The sequence below is a fragment of the Mesorhizobium sp. Root552 genome, from assembly GCF_001427285.1.
Taxonomy (GTDB): domain Bacteria; phylum Pseudomonadota; class Alphaproteobacteria; order Rhizobiales; family Rhizobiaceae; genus Mesorhizobium.
Genome location: NZ_LMFV01000011.1, coordinates 93,994 through 119,613, shown reverse-complemented (window position 1 = coordinate 119,613; position 25,620 = coordinate 93,994). Strand labels below are relative to the sequence as shown.

General features: G+C 61.8%; 26 protein-coding genes. 16 read left to right on the top strand and 10 right to left on the bottom strand.

Going from position 1 to position 25,620, the window contains the following annotated elements; genetic code table 11:
• Together ASD50_RS22970 and ASD50_RS06380 are read left to right on the top strand one after the other, a co-directional pair.
• A partial coding sequence (locus ASD50_RS22970) for a 2-oxo acid dehydrogenase subunit E2 (protein WP_200952383.1) occupies window positions 1-101 on the top strand: 101 nt, incomplete at its 5' end.
• Between the two features lie 217 nt (window positions 102-318).
• Complete coding sequence (locus ASD50_RS06380; RefSeq protein ID WP_244484447.1) at window positions 319-609, top strand: hypothetical protein; 291 nt, start codon at window positions 319-321, stop codon at window positions 607-609.
• Window positions 610-618: 9 nt separating this feature from the next.
• On the opposite strand, the gene ASD50_RS06375 is transcribed toward ASD50_RS06380, so the two are convergent.
• Window positions 619-1,590 carry a sugar-binding transcriptional regulator gene (locus tag ASD50_RS06375; RefSeq protein WP_056237619.1) on the bottom strand — a complete coding sequence of 324 codons (972 nt, stop codon included), beginning with the start codon at window positions 1,588-1,590 and terminating at the stop codon, window positions 619-621.
• Window positions 1,591-1,818: 228 nt separating this feature from the next.
• On the opposite strand from ASD50_RS06375, the gene ASD50_RS06370 reads away from it, so the two are divergent.
• From ASD50_RS06370 to ASD50_RS06350, 5 genes are all read left to right on the top strand, one after another.
• Entirely contained in the window at window positions 1,819-2,805 is a 987-nt protein-coding gene (locus ASD50_RS06370; RefSeq protein WP_056237617.1) for an ABC transporter substrate-binding protein, read from the top strand.
• A gap of 162 nt (window positions 2,806-2,967) precedes the next feature.
• Complete coding sequence (locus ASD50_RS06365) at window positions 2,968-4,671, top strand: ABC transporter permease (RefSeq protein ID WP_056237613.1); 1,704 nt, start codon at window positions 2,968-2,970, stop codon at window positions 4,669-4,671.
• Window positions 4,659-5,738 carry an ABC transporter ATP-binding protein gene (locus ASD50_RS06360; RefSeq protein ID WP_056237611.1) on the top strand — a complete coding sequence of 360 codons (1,080 nt, stop codon included), beginning with the start codon at window positions 4,659-4,661 and terminating at the stop codon, window positions 5,736-5,738. The genes ASD50_RS06365 and ASD50_RS06360 overlap by 13 nt, the downstream gene beginning before the upstream one ends.
• The gene (locus ASD50_RS06355) at window positions 5,735-6,913 is read left to right on the top strand and encodes an MBL fold metallo-hydrolase (protein ID WP_056237606.1); all 1,179 of its coding nucleotides are present in this window, start codon (window positions 5,735-5,737) and stop codon (window positions 6,911-6,913) included. The genes ASD50_RS06360 and ASD50_RS06355 overlap by 4 nt, the downstream gene beginning before the upstream one ends.
• On the top strand, window positions 6,901-7,638 hold the full coding sequence (locus tag ASD50_RS06350; RefSeq protein ID WP_056237604.1) for a 5'/3'-nucleotidase SurE: 738 nt from the start codon (window positions 6,901-6,903) through the stop codon (window positions 7,636-7,638). The genes ASD50_RS06355 and ASD50_RS06350 overlap by 13 nt, the downstream gene beginning before the upstream one ends.
• Window positions 7,639-7,651: 13 nt before the next feature.
• Here ASD50_RS06350 and ASD50_RS06345 read toward each other — a convergent pair whose 3' ends face one another.
• Entirely contained in the window at window positions 7,652-8,326 is a 675-nt protein-coding gene (locus ASD50_RS06345) for an HAD family hydrolase (RefSeq protein WP_056237602.1), read from the bottom strand.
• A gap of 75 nt (window positions 8,327-8,401) precedes the next feature.
• A complete protein-coding gene (locus ASD50_RS06340) occupies window positions 8,402-9,052 on the bottom strand; it encodes a hypothetical protein (RefSeq protein WP_056237598.1) in 651 nt (216 codons plus the stop codon).
• 162 nt (window positions 9,053-9,214) lie between these two features.
• Here ASD50_RS06340 and ASD50_RS06335 point away from each other — a divergent pair, with 162 nt between their 5' ends.
• From ASD50_RS06335 to ptsP, 5 genes are read left to right on the top strand one after another with little or no spacing between them, the layout of a single operon-like run.
• Window positions 9,215-9,652: a transcriptional regulator GutM gene (locus ASD50_RS06335; RefSeq protein ID WP_056237595.1), complete on the top strand. Its 438-nt coding sequence runs from the start codon at window positions 9,215-9,217 to the stop codon at window positions 9,650-9,652.
• A 53-nt stretch (window positions 9,653-9,705) separates the two neighbouring features.
• A complete protein-coding gene (locus ASD50_RS06330) occupies window positions 9,706-10,467 on the top strand; it encodes a PTS glucitol/sorbitol transporter subunit IIC (RefSeq protein ID WP_156464962.1) in 762 nt (253 codons plus the stop codon).
• Window positions 10,468-10,484: 17 nt separating this feature from the next.
• Complete coding sequence (locus ASD50_RS06325; protein WP_056237590.1) at window positions 10,485-11,495, top strand: PTS glucitol/sorbitol transporter subunit IIB; 1,011 nt, start codon at window positions 10,485-10,487, stop codon at window positions 11,493-11,495.
• A gap of 21 nt (window positions 11,496-11,516) precedes the next feature.
• A complete protein-coding gene (locus ASD50_RS06320) occupies window positions 11,517-11,897 on the top strand; it encodes a PTS glucitol/sorbitol transporter subunit IIA (RefSeq protein WP_056237587.1) in 381 nt (126 codons plus the stop codon).
• 46 nt (window positions 11,898-11,943) lie between these two features.
• The gene (gene ptsP / locus ASD50_RS06315) at window positions 11,944-13,914 is read left to right on the top strand and encodes a phosphoenolpyruvate--protein phosphotransferase (protein ID WP_056237585.1); all 1,971 of its coding nucleotides are present in this window, start codon (window positions 11,944-11,946) and stop codon (window positions 13,912-13,914) included.
• 92 nt (window positions 13,915-14,006) lie between these two features.
• Here the strand turns inward: ptsP and ASD50_RS06310 are convergent, their stop codons facing one another.
• Window positions 14,007-14,813: a hypothetical protein gene (locus tag ASD50_RS06310; protein WP_056237582.1), complete on the bottom strand. Its 807-nt coding sequence runs from the start codon at window positions 14,811-14,813 to the stop codon at window positions 14,007-14,009.
• 154 nt (window positions 14,814-14,967) lie between these two features.
• Here ASD50_RS06310 and ASD50_RS06305 point away from each other — a divergent pair, with 154 nt between their 5' ends.
• The 4 genes from ASD50_RS06305 (at window position 14,968) to ASD50_RS06290 (ending at window position 19,726) form a co-directional block, all read left to right on the top strand.
• Entirely contained in the window at window positions 14,968-15,984 is a 1,017-nt protein-coding gene (locus tag ASD50_RS06305) for a sugar-binding transcriptional regulator (protein WP_056237580.1), read from the top strand.
• A 57-nt stretch (window positions 15,985-16,041) separates the two neighbouring features.
• Complete coding sequence (locus ASD50_RS06300; RefSeq protein WP_056237577.1) at window positions 16,042-16,782, top strand: FadR/GntR family transcriptional regulator; 741 nt, start codon at window positions 16,042-16,044, stop codon at window positions 16,780-16,782.
• A gap of 51 nt (window positions 16,783-16,833) precedes the next feature.
• On the top strand, window positions 16,834-18,384 hold the full coding sequence (locus ASD50_RS06295) for an alkaline phosphatase family protein (RefSeq protein ID WP_056237573.1): 1,551 nt from the start codon (window positions 16,834-16,836) through the stop codon (window positions 18,382-18,384).
• A 112-nt stretch (window positions 18,385-18,496) separates the two neighbouring features.
• Entirely contained in the window at window positions 18,497-19,726 is a 1,230-nt protein-coding gene (locus tag ASD50_RS06290) for an MFS transporter (RefSeq protein ID WP_056237570.1), read from the top strand.
• Here the strand turns inward: ASD50_RS06290 and ASD50_RS06285 are convergent.
• The 6 genes from ASD50_RS06285 to ASD50_RS06260 form a co-directional block, all read right to left on the bottom strand.
• Window positions 19,723-20,172: an RrF2 family transcriptional regulator gene (locus ASD50_RS06285; RefSeq protein ID WP_056237569.1), complete on the bottom strand. Its 450-nt coding sequence runs from the start codon at window positions 20,170-20,172 to the stop codon at window positions 19,723-19,725. The genes ASD50_RS06290 and ASD50_RS06285 overlap by 4 nt on opposite strands.
• 220 nt (window positions 20,173-20,392) lie before the next feature.
• Complete coding sequence (gene cysP / locus ASD50_RS06280; RefSeq protein ID WP_056237632.1) at window positions 20,393-21,379, bottom strand: thiosulfate ABC transporter substrate-binding protein CysP; 987 nt, start codon at window positions 21,377-21,379, stop codon at window positions 20,393-20,395.
• A 144-nt stretch (window positions 21,380-21,523) separates the two neighbouring features.
• Complete coding sequence (locus tag ASD50_RS06275; RefSeq protein WP_056237566.1) at window positions 21,524-22,570, bottom strand: sulfate/molybdate ABC transporter ATP-binding protein; 1,047 nt, start codon at window positions 22,568-22,570, stop codon at window positions 21,524-21,526.
• 12 nt (window positions 22,571-22,582) lie between these two features.
• Entirely contained in the window at window positions 22,583-23,464 is an 882-nt protein-coding gene (gene cysW, locus ASD50_RS06270) for a sulfate ABC transporter permease subunit CysW (protein WP_056237562.1), read from the bottom strand.
• The gene (gene cysT, locus ASD50_RS06265) at window positions 23,457-24,308 is read right to left on the bottom strand and encodes a sulfate ABC transporter permease subunit CysT (protein ID WP_056237559.1); all 852 of its coding nucleotides are present in this window, start codon (window positions 24,306-24,308) and stop codon (window positions 23,457-23,459) included. Before cysT ends, cysW begins: the two co-directional genes overlap by 8 nt.
• A 27-nt stretch (window positions 24,309-24,335) precedes the next feature.
• The gene (locus tag ASD50_RS06260) at window positions 24,336-25,364 is read right to left on the bottom strand and encodes a sulfate ABC transporter substrate-binding protein (RefSeq protein ID WP_056237556.1); all 1,029 of its coding nucleotides are present in this window, start codon (window positions 25,362-25,364) and stop codon (window positions 24,336-24,338) included.
• Window positions 25,365-25,620: the final 256 nt, after the last annotated feature.

Sequence of the window (25,620 nt, the reverse complement as noted above, 5' to 3'; positions counted from 1 at the left end):
CGCTCTCGACCGACCATCGGGCGGTGGACGGCGCACTCGGAGCCGAACTCATCGGCGCCTTCAAGCGCCTCATCGAAAACCCGATGGCCATGCTGGTGTGACAGATAGCGGTGGTGTTGCCGCCTCTGGCATCTGTTTGATCTTGCGCAGTGACCTGTCTGGAAGATCGGTTATATTGAGCTAGTTACAGGAGATGCCTTTCGCTTCGCGAACGCATCCCGGCCACGAGGAGTTCAGCCCCTGCCCCCCTTCCAGCCTTCTGAAGTCCGGAATTTCGTCTCCAGGCTCATGGGGGCGTCTCCCGCAGACATAAGGCTGATGGCGCAACGCCTTCACGACCATGCCTTCGAGCAGCGCATGTCGGCGGAAGATACCAAGGCCTTCGTGCGTGAGCTCGGCTATGAAAGCCTGGAAGCGTTCTGCGCCGACATTGGCCTTCCGGCCCATATTGCCGAACGCTGGGGCCGCTTTGGCGTTTCGGGTGAAATGCGGCAGGTGTTCACACTGCTTGCCAGCCAGCGCCAGCGCATGGCCGAAGCGATCGCCGAGTTCGAGGAAATGACCCATGTCGGGATCGATGATTTCCTGCGCGAACGCGGCCTGATCTAGAATTGCTTCCTATCCTTCGCTGAGCGCCTTTGCCGTCTCGCTGTCGGTGATCAGCACGTTGGCCTCCACTGCCTTCAGGGCTGCGCGGATCGCCGCGATCTTGTGGCGGCCTCCTGCAGCCAGCACCACATTGGGAATTGCGCTGACCACATCGAGACCGATGGCCATGACGCGGTCGTTAATCTCGTGCTCGATTAATTTACCTGCCGAATCAACAAAATAAGACAGGATGTTGGCTGCCGCGCCTTTTGCTCTGAGCGAGGGGATAAGCGCTGCAGGCACGATTGCATGGCGAAAAATGGTGGCTTCTGGCGAGATCTCGCCGACCGTGATGAGCGCGATATCGGCATCGGCGGCGCGCCGCCTGACATCGAGCAGTTCCGGCTGGGCCCACAAAAGATCGCGCAAGGCCGGGTCGTGCAGCATGACCGGCGCGGTGATCTGGTAGCTGTCGACACCCAGTACTTCCGCCACCTTGGCGGCGACGATCGACGGATTGATCCATTGCGAATGCGGCAGCGAGCCGACCAGTCCGATCACGGAGGCCGATTTAAGCTGGCGTCTGGCCATGAAGGCGAGGCTGGCGTGCAGTGTCGCCCCGCCACCGATGGCCAGTGTCATGCCGTCCTGCATCTGTTCGCCAATATAGAGCGCAACGGCATGGCCGATCGCCTTTTCGAGATGATCCTTGTCCGAAGGCGTCGGTATGACCACTGCGGCATCGAGACCCCAGCGCTTTTCAAGCGCTCGTTCCAGCGCCACCTGTGCGGTCGTTTCGGCATTGATGGTTGTGACGACAAGGCCTTCGGCTGTGCAAGCCGCCAGCGTGCGCATCACCTTGACGCGGCTCACTCCAAGCTTTTCGGCGATCTGTTCCTGGGTCAGACCCTCGACGTAGTAGAGCCATGCGGTCTTGACGTTAAGGTCGGAAGACACCATCGGCACCTCGATGCCGGACTTGTCCACCTTGCGTTTGCCCATCGCGCCTGACCCTCCGCATTCACGCTCGATCCCCCGCATAGTGTGCCCACTGTGCGTGACGATTTTGTCACTCTAACAATGTTCATTTGTATTTGACAACGAACAAATGAACATATCATATAACTGCAGGCGTGTTGTCATCCACGGGTCATATACGCCGTGCAGGGAGGAGCAGGTTGTATCCGGTCAAGTCCGGGGACGCCATGCACAAAGGATCAGGAGGTCTCAATGAAGACGCGTTTCATCACACTTTTGGCGAGCCAGATCACGCTTGCCGCCATGCTCGTTTCGGGGTCGGCCAGCGCCGATACGCTTACTCTTTACACGTCGCAGCCCGAGGCTGATGCGGCAAAGACGGTCGAGGCCTTCAAGGCCGCCCATCCCGGCACGGAAGTGAATATCTATCGCTCCGGCACCAGCGATATCATGACCAAACTGGCTGCCGAGTTCGCCGCCAACAGCCCGCAGGCCGATGTGCTCCTGATCGCGGATGCGGTCAGCATGGAGCTCTTGAAGAAAGATGACCGGCTGCTTGCCTATCCAGAAGCCAAGCTCGACGGTATCGAGGCAGACGCCTACGACAAGGACAAGACCTATTTCGGCTCCAAGCTGATCACCACCGGCATCGCCTACAATACCGCTGCTGCCGAAAAGCCAGCGCACTGGGCAGATCTTGCAAAGCCTGAATACAAGGATGGTCTCGTCATGCCGAGCCCACTCTATTCCGGTGCCGCGGCCTATCTGCTTTCGGGCTTCGCCGGCGATTCCAACTATGGCTGGGATTTCTTCCAGAAGTTGAAGGATAACAATACGGTAAGTGTGCGCGGCAACGGCGCGGTGTTGAAGTCGGTGGCAAGCGGCGAGAAGCCCTACGGCATCCTCGTCGACTTCATGGCCATGAATGCCAAGGCCAAGGGTTCGCCGGTCGAGTTCGTGTTCCCCGAAGAAGGCGTGCCTGCCGTGACCGAGCCGGTCGCGATCATGAAGAGCGCCAAGAATGTCGAGGGCGCCAAGGCATTTGTCGATTTCATCCTGTCAGATGAAGGCCAGAAGCTGGCGCTGGACATGGGTTACCTGCCGGCCAAGGCTTCGGTCGGACGTCCCGCCTGGCTGCCCGAGGGGGTTGCCGTCAAGGTGATGTCGTTCGACACCAAGGCGATCGTCGAGAAGACGGAAGCCGACAAGGCCAAGTTCTCCGAGCTGTTCGGCGGTTAATTGAACAGTGGCCGTTCGCTGCGGCGGGTGATCCTGCCGCAGCGAATGCCTCATTTGCGCCGCGCGGAAAACGACGCATGATCCCTCGGCAATCGCGGATGGGGAAATCCCGAGGCTTGCCGTGCAGTCGTTACGCATATTCAAGGGCTTAGGAACGCAACCATGACTGCAAGGGTGAAGGAAAGCCGGGGCCAGGAAATGGCCCTGACGGCGGCGGTAGCCGTTGTCATCGTGCTTCTGTCGCTGCTACCGATGCTGCGCCTCTTGAAGGAGGTGGTGGCGCCGGGCGGCGTTGTCTCCGACACCGCGATCCGCCTTGGACTGTCCAGTTCGGCGACGTGGGTGGCGACATGGCACACGCTCGTCGTCGGCGTATTCGGCACATTGCTCGCCGTCGTGCTCGGCACGTTCGTGGCGCTTCTGGTCACGCTGACCGATATTCGCGGACGCGGCGTGCTTGTGCTGTGCTATGTCATGCCGCTGATGATCGCGCCGCAGGTGACGGCGCTTGCCTGGCTGCAACTGTTCGGCCCGGCCAGTCCCTTCCTCAAGCTGCTCGGCCTTGCGCCGCCGCTCGGCACCCGCAATCCGCTTTATTCCACTGAAGGCATAATCCTGCTGCTCGGCGTTCAATACGGGCCGCTGGTCTTCCTTCTCGTGCGTGCCGGTCTACGCAAGCTGCCGCGTGAACTGGTCGAAGCCGCACGAGCGGGCGGCGCAGGCTGGTTCACAGTACTGCGCACAGTGGTGCTGCCGCTCATGACGCCCTCTATAATGGCGGCAGCAGCACTGGCCTTCGTGTCCTGCGTCGGCAATTTCGGCATCCCTGCCTTCCTCGGCATTCCCGCCAACTATCTCGTCCTGCCAACGCTCATCTACCAGAAGCTGGCCGGCGGCGGTCCAGCGGTTCTGGGCGAGACGGCGTTCCTGTCGGTACTGATCGGCGTCATCGCCATGGCCGGCATCGTCACCCAGGAAATCATGAGCAGGCGGCGCGACTATCGCATCTCTTCGACGTCGCTTTCGGCCGAACCTTATGAACTGGGACGCTGGCGCGTGCCGGTCGAGGCGGGTATCTGGCTGCTCATCATATTGATCCTTGTCCTGCCGCTGTTCGGTCTGGTCCTGACCTCGCTCGTTCCGGGCTATGGCATTGCCCTTTCGTCAGCCACCGCGACGCTCGACAACTATCGCTTCGTCCTGTTCGAACATGCTGGATCGAGGCGCGCCTTTTTCAACAGCTTTGCCCTTTCCATCGCCGCTGCGGTGTTCGCCGTGCTTGTCGCCGTGCCGGTTGGCTATCTGATCGCCTGGGGCAAGCAAAGGTGGATCAGGCTGGTCAACCTGTTGATCGAATTGCCTTACGCGCTGCCCGGCGTGGTGCTTGCCATTGCGGCGCTCTTGATGTTCCTGCGGCCGATCCCGTTCACCGGCATCCAGCTTTACAATACCGTCTGGATCATCCTCTACGCCTACCTCGCCCGCTTCCTGGTGCTGGCGCTGCGGCCCACCGTCAGCGGCTACCATCAGATCGACCGGGCGCTCGAGGAAGCGGCGCAGGTTGCCGGGGCAGGGCTGTTCACGCGCTTGCGCACCATCGTATTTCCGCTGGTAGCGCCTGCCGCTATTGCGGGCGGGCTACTCATCTTCATGACCGCGCTCAGCGAACTGACGGTTTCGGCGCTGTTGTGGTCGTCCGGTTCCGAAACCATCGGTGTCGTCATGTTCTCGTTCGAGCAAGGCGGCGATTCCAACTACGCGGCGGCAATGTCGGCCATCACGGTCGCGATCACCTTCGTCCTGATGCTGGTGACCAACCTGCTTGCCCCTTACCTTCCAAGTGGAGTGCTGCCATGGCGGGACTGACCATCGCCAATGTGACCAAGACCTTCGGCGACTATGACGCCGTCAAGGATGTGTCACTCGATGTTCGCGACGGCGAGTTTCTTGCCGTGCTTGGTCCTTCCGGCTGCGGGAAGACCACTTTGCTGAGGCTTGTCGCCGGGTTCGAGAAGATCAGTTCCGGTCAGATCCGTATCGGCAGCGACGTGGTTTCGGATGCCAGCGGCAGCGTGCCGCCGGAAAAGCGCCGCGTCGGCATCGTCTTCCAGAACTATGCGCTGTGGCCGCACATGACTGTTGCGGAAAATGTCGGCTATTCGCTGAAGGTCGCCAAGGTGGACAAGGCCGTGGCGCGCCAGCGAGTTGCGGATGCATTGTCCCTGGTCAATCTCGACGGCCTGGCGGACCGGCGTCCCGCCAATCTCTCCGGCGGCCAGCGGCAGCGCGTGGCGCTGGCGCGATGCCTTGTCGCCGCGCCTTCGCTGGTGCTGTTCGACGAGCCGCTGGCAAATCTCGACGTGCATCTGCGCGCGTCGATGGAGGACGAGTTCGCCGCCTTCCACAAGCGCACCGGTACCACGATCGTCTACATCACCCACGACCAGGCCGAGGCGATGGCGCTGGCCGATCGCATCGCGGTCATGGATCATGGCCGGCTGGCGCAGCTTGCCGCGCCGCGCGACCTCTACCGCGAACCCGCCAACGAGATGGTCGCCTCCTTCATCGCACAGGGCATCGTGCTGCCGGCCAGGGTCTTGAGCGCTGAACAGGAGGGACATGTTCGGGTCGAGGTGCTTGGACATGAGGTCGTGGTCCGCTGCCGTCCCGGTGAGTTGCCGCGCGCCGATGCCAAAATCTGCATCCGATCCCCCGATCTGGAGATAGCCGGCAAAGGTGAGGCTGGTTTCGACGCCACCGTCACCCGCGCCATCTACAAGGGCGGTGCGGTGCGCGTCGAGCTTTCGCCGACGCTTCAGCCCGACCTCCATCTGCATGTCGAGCGTCAAGAGCCTGGGTCGTTCGAACCCGGATCGCAGATCAGGCTGAAGATCATGTCCGGCTGGCTCATTCCGAACGGAAAACCGGCATGACGCTTTCAATCGAACTTGCTGGCGGGTTCGGCGAAAAGGGCCGGACCAGCATCGTCATTGGTCATGGCGGGCGACGCGTGATGCTCGACGCCGGCATCAAGGTCGGCGCGAGCGGCAAGGAGTATTACCCGCAAGTCGATTCTGTTGCCGATCTTGAAGCGGTGCTGGTCTCGCACGCGCATGAGGATCATGTCGGTGCATTGAATTGGTTGTTATCGAAGGGTTTTTCCGGCCGCATCCTGATGACGGCTGAAACGCTGGATGAGGCGCCGGCGACGCTGGAAGCCTATGCCGAGCCTGAGCTTTTGCGCGCCTTCCCGTTTCCCGCCGACAGGATCGAGCTGTTTCGGCCCGGCGATAGTCTGGAGGTTGCGGGCTTGAGTATCGGCACCGGGCGGTCGGGCCACGTGGTCGGTGGCGTCTGGTTCGCCGCGAGCGCTGGCGAGACCCGCGTCGTCTATTGCGCGGACGTGGTGCCAGATAGCGCGGTCTTCGTCATGGATCCGATCCCGGCCTGTGATCTCGTCATGCTGGATGCTTCCTACGGAGCCGACCCTGTCTCCGGCACCGATCGCGCCAGGCAGATTGCCGCTTGGATCGAAGCGCACAATGGAGGTTGCCTGCTGCCGACGCCGCTGTCGGGCCGGTCGCTGGAACTTATCGCTGCGATGCCGGGCCGGTTCGCCATCCATGCCTCAATGCGCGCATCCTTGCAGGCCCAGATCGAGGCGGATGCGGCGCTCAGGCCGAGTATTGCCGATGTGCTTCGCAAGCGTCTCGCGCAAGCTCTCGACTGGTCGGATGGACAGCCTTTGCCGGACTGCCCTCTGCTTGCCGACGATGGAATGGGCCGCGCCGGCCCGTCGGCTCGATTGATTCCGCTGGCAGACGCGGCCAACTGTCCGATCCTGCTCAGCGGCCATCTACCGGCCGGTACGCCGGGCGAAATCCTCCATGCAAAGGGTCGCGCGGACTGGATCAGGATGCCAACGCATCCGACCGTGTCGGGAAATGTCGCCATCTGGGAGCAGGCCGGACGTCCCCCGGTGCTCGGACATTCATGCGGGCCGGCGGAGCTTTCCCGATTGGCCTCCCGCATACCTGCATTGCAGGTCGAAAGCCGCACCGGCGACCGGCTGGCGGTAGGAAACGGAGAGATACGATGCGCATCCTGATCTCCAACGATGATGGCATCGATGCGCCGGGCATTGCCCGTCTTGCCGAAGCGGCACGGCATTTGAGTGACGATGTCTGGGTGGTCGCGCCCGAGAAGAAGCACACGGCTGCGGGGCCGTCGCTGACGCTGGCTCAGCCCATCACCATGCAGCGACGGGCTGAGAAACGCTTTTCCTGTTCCGGCCGACCCGCCGACTGCGTGATTACAGCGATGGCGTGGCTGTTCAAGGATCAGCCCAAGCCGGACCTCGTGCTTGCCGGCGTCAATGACGGCCGCAACGTGGCCGAGGACCTCGCCTATTCCGGAACGCTCGGCATTGCCCGCGAGGCAACCTTCTGGGGGATTCCCGCAATCGGCATCTCGCGTGTGAAAAATCCGACTGTCGGCCCTGGGGATGAAACCTGGCTGGCGGGCCTGATCGGATCGCTATGGGAAAAGCGTGACGAATGGGCGGTCGAAGGGCACTGGCTCAGCATCAACCTGCCCGCCGCGCTACCCGCCGCAATCAGGCAGCCCCGCATCGGTCGCGACAAGATTGGCCGGACCGCCGAAGTGGTTGAAACCGATGGCGACCGTACCGTGCTCTTATTGCCGCGCGGACGTGGGCACGACACGACGCCGGGTGATGAAAACAGCGTTGTCGATGCTGGTTCCGTCAGCATCAACCGTCTGAACTGGTTTGGCGAAACGCGCCTTGGCGATGAGCTGGTCGTCAGCCTTTGAGCCGGCAGCCGGATCAGGCAGTAAAGCCCAACTCGCGAAGTTTGCTGCCGACTTCGATCCAGTCCTTGCAGATCGCAGTTGCTCCTCGGGCAGACAGAACCTCGCCGTGGCTGGAATAGCTGTGGCTGCCGCCTGTATAGCCAATTGCCGTCATGCCGGCTGCGACCGCACCTTCGACGCCGAAGGGTGAGTCTTCGATCACCACGCAGTTGGCCGGCTCCGCTCCCATCTTCTCGGCTGCGAAAAGGAAGATGTCCGGCGCCGGCTTGCCGCGCTTGACCATCGAAGAGGAAAAGATTGCATCACCGAAAAACGTAGCCAATCCAGTGACATCGAGGCTGTGGTGAATGCGTTCGAGCGAGGAGGAGGACGCCACGCAGCGCTTCTCTCCAAGCGATGACAGGAATGCAGCGAGGTCCCGGGTCTGGGCAAGCTGCTCGGTAAAAAGCGCCTTTGTTTCCGCCCAGATGTCGTCGCCTGCTTCTGCCGGGAACTGATGGCCGGTAAGCTCCTTGATGCGCACGATGATGTCGGCCTGCTTCATGCCGATGCACTGGGCAATGATGTCGGCGCTCACACCGCTCATGCCGTGCTTCTCGTAAACACGCTCATAAGCGAGCGCCGCCAGCGGCTCGCTATCCACCAGTACGCCGTCGCAGTCGAAGATGATCAGTGGGGATGATGCCACGCGCTGCCTTCTCCAATTCGCAAAACGCGCACATCGCTATAGTTGAAAATGCAAATGTTCAATAGCGCCGATGGATTACTGTGTGGGCAAACCTGTCGCAGGCTGGCCTGACAGCGATTGCAGCATCTGTCGCATGGCACGTCGCGACGGCACATGGTCGGGCGAAACCCAGTTCGGTTCGCTGCCGAGGAAACGATCCAGGAAAGCCACGGCGTAGGCCGGCATTTCCGTGACGTTTTCCCGATAGGACCACCATGTGCGCAGGTCGTCGGCGCATTTGTCGATGGTCGGAGCCGTGCCGAACTCCTGTTCGTGGATGGCCGCGACCGCGGAGACGCAATAGTTGGTATAGAGGAAGCCTTCCGGCCAGAAGCGCACGATTTCTTCCGTGCTTTCCTGACCTGCGGCCTCGTCATTTTGGCGCGACACTTCGCCTGTTGCCTTGGCGGGATCCTGGCGAATCAATTCGCGCAGGACGAGACCGGCGGCAAAGACGATGAAATCGGCGCGGTCGATTTCCGCAAACTTCTTGTCGGCTTCGGCAATCTCGATCCAGTCGAGGAAGGCGCGGGTAAGTTTCGCGTCGTCAATGACGAAACGAATGCCATAGGCTTCGGTCACGGCACGAGCGCTGGCGCGAAAAGTGGCGCGAAACCAACGCAGTCGCCTCAGGCGGTGGCGCAGGTCGGGCATTGACGCCAACTCATCCTTGAACCGAATATCCATCGTCAAATCCCTTTTGAAGGGTGATTCTAGCATGCCGATCCGCTGTGCCAACGGGGCTGTTGAAATCATACATATTGACACTCAAGAAAACAAATGTTCTCTAATTGGGCATGTTGCGCCACCGAGCGTGCGGCCGCGCGGAGGCTTGGGAGGAAGGGCCTGATGGCAATTTGGCAATGGGCATTGCTACTGCTGGCGCTCGTCTGGGGGCTGCAGGCGCTCGGCGTGTGGATGCAGATGCGCCACTACACCGATGTCTTCAAGGGCATCACCGAGAAGTACAAGGACGGCTTCGTCGGCGCCGGTAACAGTCGCGGCCGTTTTCGCAAGGGCACGATCGTGCTGCTCGTGGTGACGCCCGACCTGATCGTGCGCAGGCTTTTGATCATGAGCGGGCGCTCGGTGTTCACCAAGTTCAAGCGTCACGAGGAATTTGAAGGGGCAACCCTCGACAGCATCCGGTCCAACCCTGCAGTTCTTGGGGAGGGGGAACCCGGTGTGGCCGAGGCCGTGAAGCGGGCGATCGAGCAGATCGACCGGGCACGGTCGGAGCCGGGGAAAGAGCCGGGCTTGTCCGGCTTGAGTGCAGCAAGCGCATAGAGGGCGCCGCAAGCCTACCGGGATAGTAGGGCAGCGCGGCATTAGGAGGAAAAATGTCTGTATTTTCAATGTTGGCGCAGCATGCCGACTTGGCCATGCAGAACCTGCATGTCGCGGGTTCGATGGTCTCGGATGCTGCCTTGCACGGCAAGCTTGCCGTGGAGCATGCCTCAGACCAACTCGTCGTTCTGGCTCAAGCCGACAGTGGCAACCTCACCGTCGACCAGTTCCGCGAAAAGCTGAACGAAGTGCAGCAGGAAGAGCAGCTTGGCTGGCTTACCGCCATCGGCAAGTACTTTATCGGCATCTTCCAGAAGGGCGGCGAAGTGTTTGCCGGCTTCGTCACCGGCATCATTCCGACGCTCGTCGTGCTGATGACGGCATTTTATGCGGTGACCGAGCTGGTCGGTGAGGAACGCGTGCATGGTCTTGCCCGCGGCGCCGGCAGGATCGCGCTCACCCGCTATACGGTGCTGCCTTTGCTCGCCGTCTTCTTCCTGACCAACCCGATGGCTTACACCTTCGGTTCGTTTCTCGAAGAAAAGCACAAGCCGGCCTTCTACGATGCGGCCGTTTCCTACGTTCATCCGCCGCTCGGCCTGTTCCCGCATATCAATCCGGGCGAATACTTCGTCTGGGGCGGTATTCTGGTGGCGCTTCTCGAGCTTGAGAAGAAGGGCGCAGTCGCCAGCGGCTACCATATCCAGGTTGCGATCTGGTACGCCATCGTCGGCCTCGTCGTCATCCTGTTCAAGGGCATGCTGACCGAACGCATCACCGCCATCATGGCACGCCGCCAGGGCGTTGAGCTCTAAGCGGGCGGGAGGACAACATGGCCAAGACATACAAAGCCGTAAAGATTTCCAAGGGCTCCGGTGGCTGGGGCGGCCCGCTCGTCATCCAGCCTGACGAGCAGCGCAACAAGGTGGTGTCCGTCACAGGCGGCGGCATTCATCCGGTCGCCGCGCTGATCGCCGAGATGACCGGCGCCGAAGCCGTGGATGGCTTCAAGGCGCCGCCCGTCGAAGGCGAAATGGCGGTCGTCGTCGTCGATTGCGGCGGAACCGCTCGTTGCGGCGTCTATCCGCGCAAGCGCATCCCGACCGTCAACCTGACGCCGGTCGGACAGGCTGGGCCGCTTGCCCAGTTCATCACCGAAGACATCTATGTATCAGGCGTCAAGCCGGAGAACGTCGCCATGGCCGACGGCTCGGAAGCAGTGACAAGCGCGGGGGGCGCATCCATGGCATCAAGCAGCAGCAGTTCGTCTTCCAAGGCGTCGGCGGCCCAGCCGCTGCCGAACGAAGGCGGTTTCGTCAACCTGATCAGCTCGATCGGCCGCATCATGGGACGCGTGGTCGGCATCTTCTTCAATGCCGGTCGCCGCACCATCGACCAGGTGATCCGCAACGTCCTGCCGTTCATGGCGTTCGTGACCATGCTGATCGGCCTCATCCTCTATACCGGCATCGGTGACGTGCTGGCACAGCCGATGGGACCGCTCGCCAACAACATCATCGGTCTGTTGATCATCTCGGCCATCTGCGGCCTGCCGTTCCTGTCGCCCATATTGGGGCCGGGCGCGGTGATCGCGCAGGTCATCGGCGTCGCCATCATCGGCCCGCAGATAGCCAATGGCACGATCTCGCCCGCAATGGCCCTGCCGGCGCTGTTTGCCTACAACACGCAGGTGGGTTGCGACTTCGTCCCGGTCGGCCTGGCGCTTGGCGAAGCCAAGCCGAAGACGATCGAGATCGGCGTGCCGGCGGTGCTGATCAGCCGCCAGATCATGGGCCCCGTCTCCGTGCTGATCGCATGGGTCGTCAGCCTGTTCGTTCTGTAAGTTAAAATCGAGGTTCGCCACATGACAGTTCTTTTGAGAACACGGGTTACGGCTATCGGGCCCGAAGTGGCGGACCTCGCCGAAGGCGGCGTTATCATCCTGTTCGCAGATGGCTCGCCGCCTGAACTGGCCGAAGTCTCCGTTCTGCACAAAACGGAAGAGGGGCCCAGCGTCGGCGCACCGCAGGTCGGTGCGTCGATCGCCATTGGCCCGGTATCCGCTACGATCACAGCCATTGGCCCGAGCGCGTGGGCGAAAGTGCGCGAAATCGGCCATGTCGTGATCACGTTCAATGGCGCGGGAAGCGCCGAAAGACCGGGCGAGATTTGCGCCTCGACGGTCGAGACGGATGAACTCGTCGCCGCATTGAAGCCGGATACGGTCATCACGATCACGGCCTGAAATCTGGCCGTTTCGCGGTCGTATTGAGAACAACAGAGTAGATGTGATGGAACGCTCGACGATCGTCAGGGTGCATGAAGGACTGCATGCCCGTCCGGCTACAAGGTTCGTCAAGCTCGCCAAGAGCTTCGAATCCGAGGTCGATATCGTCAAGGACGGCAAGGCGGTCAGCGCCAAGAGCTCCGTCAAGCTGATGCTGCTCGGCGTCAAGGAAGGGCAGGAAGTCACCGTGCGCGCCAACGGGGCGGATGCCATCGAGGCGGTCGAGGCGCTGATCGGTTATCTGGAAAACCCTCGCGCCGGCCTGGAAGAAGATGACGCTGCAAAGGCCGATGGTGCGGACGCGGTTGCCCTTCAGCCTGCGCCGCCGCTGTCGCAGGCGGCTTCCGATTCAGGACTTGTCGGCATCGCCGCCAGCGAGGGTGTGCATCTCGGTCCGGCATTCGCGCATTTCCCGCCTGAGATCCGCTCCGATGGCCGTGCGCTCGCGGCGCACGAGATCGAGCCGGAACTGGCGAAATTCCAGGCAGCAATTGCCGCCGTGCGCACCCGCATGGACAAGGCCCTTGCCGACGAGACGCTGGCAGGTGGCGATCGCGGCATCGTCGCGGCGCTGCGCGATATCGCCGGTGACGAGACGCTGGTGGGCGACACGGTCGCGATGATCCGCGAGGGCGCCGATGCCGTTGCCGCAACCATTGCTGTCAGTTCAAGGCTGGCGGAGGAATTCGGCGCAGTCGAGGACCCCTACCTCAACGCGCGGGCCGACGACATGCAGGCGGTGGGGCGGCAGATATGCCTTGCGCTGCTCGGACAAGACGATGTCAGCCTCGAACAGATTCCCCAGGGCGCGGTGCTCATTGCCGACGATATAGGGGCATGGGATCTCGCCCGTGCACCATTGAAGCGCATTGGTGCCGTCGTTTGTGGTCACGGCGGAGCGACGTCACACATCGCCATCATCGCGCGCTCGCACGGCATTCCCGCCGTGCTGGGATTGGGCGAGCGGGTTGCTGAGTTGCGCTCGGCAAAGGTCGTTGCGGTCAACGGCAATTCCGGCGCCATCATTGCCGATCCCGATGCTGACGCGCGTGCGGATTACGAGAGACGCATGAGCGACGCCAGGGCCGAACGCGACGCGCTGACCATGTTCAGGGACACTGTGCCGACGCTCGCCAACGGCACCGTCATCGAGGTCGCGGCCAATCTTGGCTCGCTTGAGGAAATCGATGCGGCGAAAGAGGCGGGCGCTATGGGCGTCGGGCTGTTTCGCACCGAGCTTCTGTTCATGCGCCACATGCACCTGCCGTCCGAAGACATGCAGGCCGAGACCTACAGCGCGCTTGCCAAGGCGTTCGCACCGTATCCGGTCATCGTGCGCACTCTCGACATCGGTGGCGACAAACCTATCGCGGGCATCGAGTTCCCCGAGGAAGAGAACCCGTTCCTCGGCTGGCGCGGCATCCGCATGTGCCTCGACCGGCCGGATATCTTCAAGCAGCAGTTGAGGGCGCTTTTGCGCGCCGCCGTCCACGGCAACGTCAAGGTGATGCTGCCGATGGTTTCCGACCTCGACGAGGTTCGCCGCACCCGCGTGCTGATCGAGGAATGCAAGGTGGAATTGAAGCAGCAGGGCACGGCGTTCGGCGAATTCGCGCTGGGGGTGATGATCGAGACGCCGGCAGCTGTTCTGATCGCGCCTGCGCTGGCCAGGGAAGTGGCGTTTTTCTCCATCGGCACCAACGACCTGACCCAGTATGTGATGGCCGCCGACCGGCTTAATCCAACCGTGGTGAAGCTCAACGATGTCGCCAATCCGGCGGTGATGGCGGCAATCGAAATGACGGCGAAGGCAGGCGTCGAGGCCGGCATCATGGTCGGCATGTGCGGCGAGGCGGCTGGCCGCCCCGATCTCATTCCAGCTTTCCTCCGCATGGGCCTGACCGAGCTCAGCATGAGCCCGGCATCAGTCCCGCGCGCCAAGAAGGTGGTCGTCGAATTGGGCAAGGCCGGGTGATGCAACGATGGCTTCCGTTGAACTTGATTCAGCGGAAGCGCCTACGACGTTGTTTTTACGGTCTTTTGGCTTCTTCGCCTCAGATGCCTGCCTCAGCGCAGGTGAAACAGGAGCATCGCAAAGACGGGTGTCAGCTCGGCAACCGGATCGCCCCCGCGGCAAGCCGCTATGATCCTGTCGAGCCGCGCCTCGACCGCCAGCGCCGCGATTTCCAGCGGATCGGAATCCGGCTCTTCGCCTGTGCCGATGCTGGCAAGCCCGCAGGCGAGTGCCGCCGGGGCCAGCAGCGAGATGGTAAGCGCGCTTTCGGCCTCCATCGGGTTCTTGACGGCGCCTTCAGGTATCTCGAGCCGCAACGGACGCTGGTGCAGGAATTCGACGACCAGTGCCGCGCAAATCTGCGCCACCTGTGCCGTCCGGTCCGTCTCGCCCGTCGTGTTGCCGAGCGCTGTGAGCAGGTCAGGATGGCGCTGCAGCATCGCGGCGTGGACGGCGGCAAAGCTCGCCTCATGCACACGGTCGGCGCTGGCGTTCCTTCGCGCCAGCATGGTCTTGACCAGATAATACATGTCGCGGCGGAATGCCCGTTCCCCGGCCAGCAGGTTCTGCTTGCCCTTGAGCGAGAAGTAGGCTTCCAGCGAACGCGGAGCGCCTGTGGGTCGACCCTCATAAGGCACCAGCGTTTCGGCTGCCGTCATGGCGTCGTCGAACGCGCTCACGGCATGCCCGAGCAGGCCTTCGATCTCGCGCAGCGGAAACGGCACCGAGCCTCCCGCGCCCGGCAATGGCAGCAGGTTCGAGCGGCCGCTGTCGTGGCGGCGCTGGCGGATGGCCTGGCGCACGTCGCGCAGCCGATCCTTCAGGTTGATGCGTACCTCTTCGGAGATTTCACGCAGCATTTAACGCCTCGGCTTGGTGTGGGTCGCGTGCTGAACTTGTGCAGTGTCGAAAGTAGGATTGTTCCCAACCCACATACTCGGTCAATAGATCATATTGTGCAGTTGCGCCGAATTGCTAAGGAATGGTGAACGAATCTCGGGGGAGTTGAGAGCATTGGCAAGAAAGCCGCGCAGGAGCGCCGGGTCGGTCGAAGACCAGGCAACCAGCCATCTGGCCAGCGAAAACCGCAGCGATCGTCTCAGGATACGCGCGGCTTGGATGTATTTCATCGAGCAGATGACGCAGAACGAAATCGCGGATGTCCTCGGCATCGGGCGGGTTACCGTGGTGCGCATGCTGGCCGAAGCGCGCGCGCGCGCCGAGGTCAAGATCGCCATTGAAAGCGAACTGGTCGAGATCGTTCGGCTGGAGCGGGCGCTGGAAAAGGCGTTCGGTCTCGAACAGGCCATCGTTGCGCCATTGTCAGCGCCGGAAGCCGATCCGATCCCGGCCATTGCCGCCAAGGCCGGAAGCTTCGTGTCCGAAACCATGAAGTCGGGCATGCGGGTGGGTGTCGGTTGGGGCCAGACGCTGTTCGGGAGCCTGCCTTTCATCAGCTCGAAATCGCTGAGCGACTTCAAGGTAATCTCCCTGCTCGGCGGCGTCGGCGTGGCGCGTCGGTTCAACCCGGCCGAATTTGCCTGGCGATTCGCGCAGGCCTTCCAGGGCGACGGCTATCTCATCCCGACTCCCGCCGTGGTCGACAGCGTTGCGACCAAGGTTGCGCTGGTCGAACGGTGCGGCCTGCAGGAAATCTTCCAGCTTGCCGATACGCTCGACGCCGTGCTGGTCAGCATTGGCGGCATCGCTTCGGCCACGACGTTCTACCGTGGCGGCTTCCTCAAGGATTCCGACCGGGAGGCCTTGCTGGCGCGCGGGGCGGTGGGCGACCTTCTGTTCCATTTCTTCGATAGGAACGGCGATCTTGTCGATCACCCGGTCAACGATCTTGTCATGTCGGTCGAGGTGGATCGCCTGCGCCGCGCGCCTATGCGCATCCTGACCTCCGGCGGGCAGGAAAAGATCGAGGCGCTGCTTGGCGCGATGAACCTTTTTGCGCCCACCGTGCTCATCACCGACGAGGAAAGCGCACGCCGCATGCTCGATGCGCACAAAGCCGGCAAGCCTTGACACTTTCTTCTTCGCCGCCTTTCTGGCACAGGGCTGCGGCTCGTAGGCGAGGAAAGCATGGACGAGAAGAAATCCAGATCGAGGACATCTCGCTCGCGCGAGTCGCTTTCCGATTCAGGGACCAGCCTGCACGCCTCTCTCGCCAATGAAATCGGGCAGCGTATCGTGCGCGGCGACTACGCGCCGGGAACGATCCTTCCCAACGAGGCGCATTGGTCGCAGGAATTCGACATCAGCCGTTCGGCCGTGCGCGAAGCGATCAAGATGCTCATGGCCAAGAGCCTGTTGGCATCTCGACCCAAGATCGGCAGCCGCGTCGAGCCGAGGGAGCGCTGGAACCTGCTCGACCGCGACGTGCTGGCCTGGTACGCGGCTGCACCCGACCGCGAGGCGTTCCTGAAGTCGGTGCAGGAGTTTCGCCACATCATTGAACCGGAGGCTGCCGCCCTTGCTGCGACGCGACGCACCGAGGCTCAGATGGCCGAAATCAGCTCAGCCTGTCGCGTCATGGGCGCAGCAAATTCGCTGGAAGAGCGCACGAGCGCCGACACGCGCTTTCACCTCGCCATTTTGCAGGCGTCTGGAAACGATCTTCTGGTGCCGCTCGGCGTGCTGATCGAGCAGGCTTTCCATCATTTGTTTCTCTTCACTACGCGCGAAGGCGACGATCTGGCGCTGGCGCAAGTGCTGCACGAAACGGTTGAGCGCAATATTCGCCTGCAGCGCCCGCAAGCCGCGCGCCGCGCCGTGCGCAAACTGCTCGCCGCCACCGACAGGACTATTGCGCGCGGCTCCTGAAGGTCTCCATGATTGGGTTCGCAAACTGATTCCGGGAACGAGAGCAAGCCTTTGACCAGTAAGCCGAATGTCCTGTTCATTTGCGCCGACCAGTGGCGGGCGGACTGCATTTCTGCACTCGGCCACCCCAATGTGCGCACGCCCAATCTCGATGCGCTTGCCGCTGATGGCGTGCTGTTCAAGAACCACTTTGGCCAATGCACGCCGTGCGGGCCGTCGCGGGCGAGCCTGCTAACCGGCCTCTATTTGATGAACCACCGGTCGGGCAGGAACGGCACGCCGCTTGATGCCCGCCATGCCAATGTCGCGCTGGAGGCGCGCAAGGCCGGCTACGAACCTGCACTGTTCGGCTACACCGACACCAGCATGGACCCGCGTGGGCGCGATCCGGACGATCCGGTGCTTACCGGCTACGACAAGGGCGTGTTGCCGGGCTTCGACGCCGCGCTCCATCTGCCCGACGACATGGCGGCATGGGTCGCCCATCTCGAGACGCTTGGCTACAGCCTTCCCAATGGCCGCGACGATGCCTTTCGACCGCGCCAGCCATTCGACTTGCCGCAAGATCGCGGCTTTCGTTTCATTCCTGCGGTCTATCCGGCCGGGCAAAGCGAGACCGCTTTCCTTACCGACCGTTTCATCGATTGGATGTCGGAGCGCGAACAAGCGCCGTGGTTCGCACATTTCGTGTTCTATCGCCCGCATCCTCCGCTGATCGTCCCTGAACCCTACAATGCAATGGTCGATCCGAAGGACGTGGTGTTTCCCGCGCGTGCGCCTACACTGGCGGAGGAAAGACGCCAGCATCCGCTGCTGGCGTATGAGTTGGAACGCATCGGCGAGCCCGGTAAATACGACGATCACAGTCCATTCAATCCGGTAGAGGCCGACGACCTCGAAATCCGACAGATGCGCGCCGCCTATTATGGCCTGGTTTCGGAGGTGGATCATCATCTTGGCCGTATCATCGCCCATCTCAAGGCGACGGGGCAGTACGAGCGCACACTGATCGTCGTCACCAGCGATCACGCCGAGATGCTGGGCCAGCATCATGTCTGGGGCAAGGAAATCTACTTCGACCAGGCGTTTCACCTGCCGTTGGTGATCCGCGACCCGAGGCTGGAGGCCAATGTCTCAAGGGGTGCTCGTGTGGAAGCCTTCACCGAAGCGATAGACATCATGCCGACCATTCTCGATTGGCTTGGCCTGCCCGTGCCGCGCACTTGCGATGGCACGTCGCTGCTCGGCCATGTGCATGGCACGCCGCCTGCGAACTGGCGCGAGGAAGTGTTTTTCGAGCACGATTTCCGCACGGTGAAGGCACAGCGAGCCGAAACCGCCCTTGGCATCAAGTCGGACGAGTGCAGCTACGCCGTTATCCGCGACGCGCGCTACAAATACGTGCACTTCGCGGCCTTGCCGCCGCTCTTGTTCGACCTCTCCAGCGATCCCGATGAGATGCACAATCTGGCCGATCGTCCCGAGATGGCGGCGGTCGTGCGCGACTATGCGCAAAAGATGCTGAACTGGCGGCTCACCCATGCCGAACGCACGCTGACCAATATGCAGTTGACCAGCGAAGGCGTGTTTTCCCGACCCTGAAGTTGAGCCGACGTTGGAACGACGGCTTTCCGTGTGTGGTGCAGCAGCGCCCGCAAGTGAGTGGATATGCTCGTCGTGAACCATCATCAGGCGCAATCGGACCAGCGGCACAGTGCATCCTTCCTCGACCGCATCCGGCGTTTCTCCAATCGACGGTCCGTACGCTTGGCTCCGGCTGGCGATTTCGCTGGTCCTCGGCACCATAGGCGGCGCTGGCATGTGGGCAGTGATCGTCGTACTGCCTTCCGTGCAGGCGGAGTTCGGCATCGACCGCGCCGGCGCCTCTTTGTCATATGCGGCGACACTGGTCGGCGTGGCTGTGGGCAATGTCGTCGTCGGTCGGGCGATCGATACGGTCGGCTACTGGCGTCCGGCGCTGATTTCGTGCCTCGCCCTGGGGTCAGGTTTCATCCTCGCCTCGCTGGCGCATTCGAACATGCAGTTCGTACTGGCGCACGGCTTCCTCATCGGCATCGGCACGGCGGCTAACTTCGGGCCGTTGATCGCCGACATCTCGCATTGGTTCCAGCGCCGCCGTGGCGTGGCAGTCGCGGTGGCCGCGGCGGGAAATTACATCGCAGGCACGATCTGGCCTGCGCTGATGCCGTGGGCAATCGAGGCGGAGGGATGGCGTTTCACCTATGCCGGCATTGGCGTGATCTGCCTTTTCACGATGATACCTCTGATCCTGTTGCTGAGGCGACCGGCTCCGCATGAAGCCTTCTCGGTGGAAGGCAACGCGAAGCCGATGCTGGCAAGTTCGCTTTCGCCTCGTGCCCTTCAGGTGCTGCTCGTCATCGCGGGGCTCGCCTGTTGCGTTGCCATGTCGATGCCGCAGGTCCATCTGGTCGCCTATTGCATGGACCTTGGCTACGGCATGGCGCGCGGATCGGAAATGCTGGCGCTGATGATGGCGGCCGGCATCGTCAGCCGTATCGGCTCAGGGTTCATCGCAGATTGGATCGGCGGGGTCAGGACGGTCCTGCTGGGCTCGATCCTGCAGTGCCTGGCGCTTTTGCTCTACATACCTTTCGACGGCCTAGCCTCGCTTTACGTTGTCTCGCTGGTATTCGGCCTGTCGCAAGGCGGCATCGTTCCAAGCTATGCGGTGGTAATCCGGGAATATCTGCCGGCGAAGGAAGCAGGGCAGCGCGTCGGCATCGTCATCACCGCAACGATCCTCGGCATGGCGCTCGGTGGATGGATGTCCGGCTGGATCTACGACCTGACCGGGTCTTATGCAGCAGCGTTCCTCAACGGCATTGGCTGGAACCTGCTCAACATCTTCGTCATGCTGACGATCCTGTCGCAGTCACGTAGGCGGGCTCAGGTCGCGGCCTAAAGGCTCGAAGCCAGTTCCGCCGGAAAGTCGTCGTTGTCGGCATCGCGCATGGCGGCAAGACTGCGGTTGTCTAGCACATCGGCAATCGCCTGGCGGACCTCCAACATCATGTGGCGGACTTCGCAAGTCGTCTCGTCGCAGTCGTCGCAACGCTGGTATTGCGTGCGGCTGGCGCAGGAAATCGGCGCCAGCGGTCCGTCGAGCACGCGAATGACATGGCCGATCTTGATATCCGCGGCGGGGCGGGCGAGCCGGTAGCCGCCGTCCTTGCCCTTGCGGCTCTGGACGAAGCCCGCGTTGCGCAATTCGCCCAAAATAGCATCAAGGAACTTCTTGGGGATGTGGTTGGCAACCGCGATGTCGTTCACAAAGGCAAGTTGCTCAGGCGGCAGGCGCGACAGGTGCACCAGTGCCTTCAGACCGTATTTGCCTTTTTTCGTGAGCATGCCCGAGACAGTTCTTGGAGTGGTCATGCGGCGGCGTCACCAGCCGGCTTTTCGCTTGGTCGCAGGCTCACCGTCGCTCTCCACATGATAGGGCCCACTAAATCCATATACAATATAAAACATATTGATTTTTCGTGACTTTTTGGCCGAATCGGAGGCCGGGCCACGAAAGCGGAAAAGCCGGCGCGAAGCCGGCTTTCCCTGGGCATGTAAACGACGGTCAGCGATTGCCGTAGATCTGGTCGAGCAGCGCGCCGGAAGCGAAGTGCTCGGCCTGGACCTTGTCCCAGCCGCCGAACACGTCTTCCACCGTGACCAGCCTGACATCGGGGAAATTGGCCTTGAATTCAGCCAGCACTTTTTCGTCGTGCACGCGCAAGCCATTCTCGGCTTCGATCTTCTGGCCTGCCGGCGAATACAGGAATTCAAGGTAGGACTTTGCCAGATCGCGCGAACCGTTGGCGTCCGCCACCTTGTCGACGATGGCGACCGGGAATTCCGCCAGAAGGCTGACCGAAGGCGTCACCTGTTCGAAATTGCCTTCGCCGAATTCCTTGCGCACGCCATAGGTTTCGGATTCGAAGGTGATCAGCACGTCGCCCAGTTCACGCTCCACGAAGGTGGTGGTGGCGGCACGGCCGCCGGTATCGAACACCGGCACGTGGTCGAAGATCTTGGTGATGAATTCCTTCACCTTGGCGTCGTCGTTGTTGAACTTCTCCTTGGCGTAGGCGGTTGCCGCCAGATAGGTGTAGCGCGCGTTGCCGGAGGTCTTTGGATTCGGGAAGATCACCTGCACGTCGTCGCGCACCAGATCGTCCCAATCCTTGATGTTCTTCGGGTTGCCCGAGCGCACGAGGAAGGAGGGCAGCGAATAGAAGGGCGAGGCGTTGTTGGGGAAATCCTTTTGCCAATCGTCCGTGACAAGGCCGTTCTTGACCAGGAAATCGATGTCGGTGACCTGGTTGAAGGTGACCACGTCTGCCGCCAGGCCCTCGACGATGGCCCGCGCCTGCTTGGAGGTGCCGGCATGCGACTGGTCGATGGTGACGCCGGGGTGTTCGGCGACGTAAGCCTTGTTGATCGCCACGAACAATTCGCGGGCAACATCATAGGAAGCGTTGAGCAGCTTGTCGGCGGACCATGCCGAGGCCGAGGACAAAAGCAGACCCGCAGCGGCGGTGGCGGCAAGCAGAAGGCGTTTCATGATGGGCTCCAATGAGAGTGGTGCCATCATATAGCCGCGGCCGGCCTTGCCGCGCGAGGTACATGGCTGCCGCCAGCAGAGGCTGAATAGAAATTCAACCTCAATGAGAACCATTTCCGAGGCGAATATTCCTGCGCTGTGGAATCAATTCGCGGCCGATGGAAAAACCTTCCATTTGCGTGGCCTGAATGCGATGCGGCTCCTCTGCGCCGCCGGGTGATCGACCGGAAGCTCGATCTCGACACGCTCACGATGGCCACCGATCTCCAGTTCCACGCGCTTGGTGCCTGCCACGCGCCGGCTGGCGGCGACCGTGCCGGCAAGGCAGCCGGCGCACTCGTCCAGCAATTCGACATCGTGTGGGCGGAAGAACAGCGTCGCCGGGCCGGTCGGCGCATCGGGTGCCGCAAGACCGATCGGGCGGTCGGTCAACCAGACCTGCCCGTCCTCGACCTTGACTGGAAGCGAACTGGAATCGCCGATGAAGCCGTAGACGAAAGGCGAGTTCGGCTGGTCGTAGACCTCATCGGCGGTGCCGACCTGCTCGATGCGGCCCTGGCTCATGACGACGACGCGGTCGGCGAGTTCCAGCGCTTCCTCCTGATCGTGCGTCACGAACACGGTGGTGTGACCGGTGGCGTCGTGGATCTCGCGCAGCCAACGCCGCAACTCGCGGCGTACCTGGGCGTCCAGTGCGCCGAAAGGCTCGTCGAGCAGAAGCACCTTCGGCTCGATCGCCATGGCGCGGGCGAGTGCCACGCGCTGGCGCTGGCCGCCGGACAACTGCGCCGGATAACGTTTCTCGAGGCCCGACAACTGTACCAGGTCGAGCAGCGTCGAAGCGCGCTTGCGGATTTCGTCCGCCGGCGGCCGCGTTGCCGAAGGCCGCACCTTGAGGCCGAAGCCGATATTGTCGGCCACGGTCATATGGCGAAACAGCGCATAATGCTGGAACACGAAGCCGACATTGCGCTCGCGGATCGATCGTTCCGAAGCATCGTCGTCGCCAAAGAAGATCTTGCCGATGGTCGGCTGTTCCAGCCCGGCGATCAGCCGCAGCAATGTCGTCTTGCCCGAGCCGGACGGCCCGAGAAGCGCGATCAACTCGCCCGAGCGGATGTCGAGCGAGACATCGTGCAGGGCAGGGAAGGTATCGAATTCCTTGCGGACATTTTCTACGCGAACTTGCATGAGATGACCCTGTCAATGTCCGCGTGTGGCGGCGATTTCAGCGCCGTAGCGCATTTCCAGAAGCGTTTTCAGCGCCAAAGTGACCAGCGCCAGCCCAGCCAGCAGCGAGGCCACGGCAAAGGCTCCGGCGGCGTTGTACTCGTTGTAGAGGATTTCTACGTGCAGCGGCATGGTGTTGGTCTGGCCGCGAATGTGGCCGGACACCACCGAGACCGCACCGAACTCGCCCATGGCGCGGGCGTTGCACAGCAATACGCCGTAGAGCAGGCCCCATTTGATATTGGGCAAGGTCACATACCAGAAGGTCTGCCAACCGTTTGCGCCAAGCGAAATCGCGGCCTCCTCGTCGCCCGTGCCCTGTTCTTCCATCAGCGGAATCAGTTCGCGCGCCACGAACGGAAACGTCACGAAAATCGTTGCCAGCACGATGCCGGGCACCGCGAAAAGGATTTCGATGCCGTTTGCCTTCAGCCACGGTCCAAGGGCGCTCTGCGCCCCGAACAGAAGCACGTAGACAAGGCCGGAAATGACCGGAGAAACCGAAAAGGGCAGGTCGACCAGTGTGGTCAGGAAGGCTTTGCCCTTGAACTCGAACTTGGCGATGGCCCAGGCTGCAGCCACACCGAACACCAGGTTGAGCGGAACAGAAATGGCCGCGACCAGCAGCGTCAGCTGGATGGCCGACAAGGTATCGGGCTCGCCCAGCGTTTCGAAGAAGTATCCGAGGCCTTTGCGCGAGGCCTCCATGAACACCAGAACCAGCGGCAAAACTAGGAACAGCGTCAGGAAGATGAAGGCGATTGCCATCAGCCCCCAGCGCGCCGGCCGTGATTCGGTGATGCCGGAAGCGATTTCCGGATTTGGATCGGCAGCAAAAAGAACCGGATCAGCCATAGCGTTTGCGGCTCCATGCCTGCAGCAGGTTGATCACCAGCAACATGGCGAATGAGATCACCAGCATGATTGCCGCGATCGCCGTCGCCGCCGGATAGTTGAACTCTTCCAGCCGGATGATGATAAGCAGCGGTGCGATCTCCGACACGTTGGGCAGGTTGCCGGCGATGAAGATGACGGAACCGTACTCGCCAACGCCGCGCGCGAAGGCCAGTGCAAACCCGGTGACGATGGCCGGCGCCAGCCCGGGAAACAGCACACGCGCGATGGTTTGCCAGCGCGTCGCGCCAAGCGTAGCCGCTGCTTCCTCGACCTCTTTGTCGATTTCCTCGATGATCGGCTGGACGGTGCGCACGACGAACGGCAAACCGATGAAAACCAGCGCCACGATGATCCCGACAGGCGTGTAGGCGATTTTGATGCCCAGCGGGGCGAGCAGGATGCCGATCCAGCCTTTTGGCGCGTAAAGTGTCGTCAACGCAATGCCGGCAACAGCGGTCGGCAAGGCGAAGGGCAGGTCGACCATGGCGTCGACGATCCGGCGTCCCGGAAAGGGGTAGCGCACCAGCACCCAGGCAACGATGGTTCCGAACACGACATTGACGGCTGCGGCCGCAAGGGCGGTGCCGAAGCTGATCTTAAGCGCGTTGATGGTGCGCCGGTCGGTGGCGATGGCCCAGAAATCGGTCCAGCCCAGCGAAGCGGAGCGCCAGGCAAGGCCGGACAACGGAATGAGGATGATGAGGGTGAGGTAGACAAGCGCAAAGCCGAGCGTCAATCCGAAGCCCGGAATGACACTCGGTTTCTTGAATCGCCACCCCGCTTGCGCGGAAGCTGTGGTCATGCGGTCCCTTGCTTCTTTGTACGGTGATTACTGTGCCGGCTTGTAGACTTGGTCGAATATCCCACCGTCACCGAAATGGTAAGGCTGGGCCTTCTTCCATCCGCCGAAAAGCGGGTCGTCGATGGTGACCAGCTTGATATCGGGCAACGCCGCCAGGTCTTCCGCCGGCACCAGGTCGCGCTTTGCCGGCCGGTAATGGTTCTTGGCGATGATGGTCTGGCCTTCTGCCGAATAGAGGTAGCTCAAATAGGCTTCCGCGACCTTTCTTGTACCCTTCGCATCGACATTTGCATCGACGATGGCAACCGGCGGTTCGGCCAGTATCGATGTCGGCGGGATCACGATGTCGAACTTGTCCGCGCCGAATTCGTCGAGCGCGAGATAGGCTTCGTTTTCCCAAGCCAGCAGCACGTCGCCCAGTTCACGTTCCGCAAAGGTCACCGTGGAGCCGCGCGCTCCGGTGTCCAGCACGGGTACGTGCGCATAGAGGTTGGCAATGAACTGCTTGATCTTGCCTTCGTCACCACCGTACTCGGTGTTCGCCCACGACCATGCCGCCAGATAGTTCCAGCGCGCGCCGCCGGAGGTCTTCGGGTTTGGCGTGATGACCTGCACGCCTTCCTTGATCAGGTCGCCCCAGTCCTTGATAGCCTTGGGGTTGCCCTTGCGGACAAGGAACACGATGGTTGACGTGTAGGGGGCCGAGTTGTTCTCGAACTTCGAGCGCCAGTCAGGATTGATCTTCTTCGAATTATCGACAATCGCGTTGATGTCGCTTTCGAGCGCCAGCGTCACGACATCGGCGTCAAGGCCGTCGATGACCGCACGCGCCTGCTTGCCGGAACCGCCATGCGATTGCTGGATGGTGACCGTTTCACCGGTTTCGGCTTTCCAATGCTTGGCAAAGGCCTCGTCGTAGACCTTGTAGAGTTCGCGGGTCGGATCGTAGGAGACATTCAGGATGGTCGTATCGGCGAGCGCAAAGCCCAAGGTGCCGAACTGAACCGAACCGGCCAGCAAAATGCCGAGCCATTTGTTGAGGTGAGAATGGGTCATGGAACCCTCCGTTGAGCACAGCTTTACTCTACTGAATTTGTAGAAATTGGAATGCGCCCATCATTGCGTTTTTATGTATCAGATGGTGCTTCTGTTCCCAAAATGCCGCTGGGAGAGGGAGATTTTTGCTCGACCGTCCTCGCTTGACCGCTGTGCAGCACAATAAATCCGGCAGCGAGGCAAGCCGTGGCGGTTTCTGCGTCCGCGTTGACCCGGCGGGCTTGGCTGGGAAACGCGAATCTTGTGAATCGCCTGG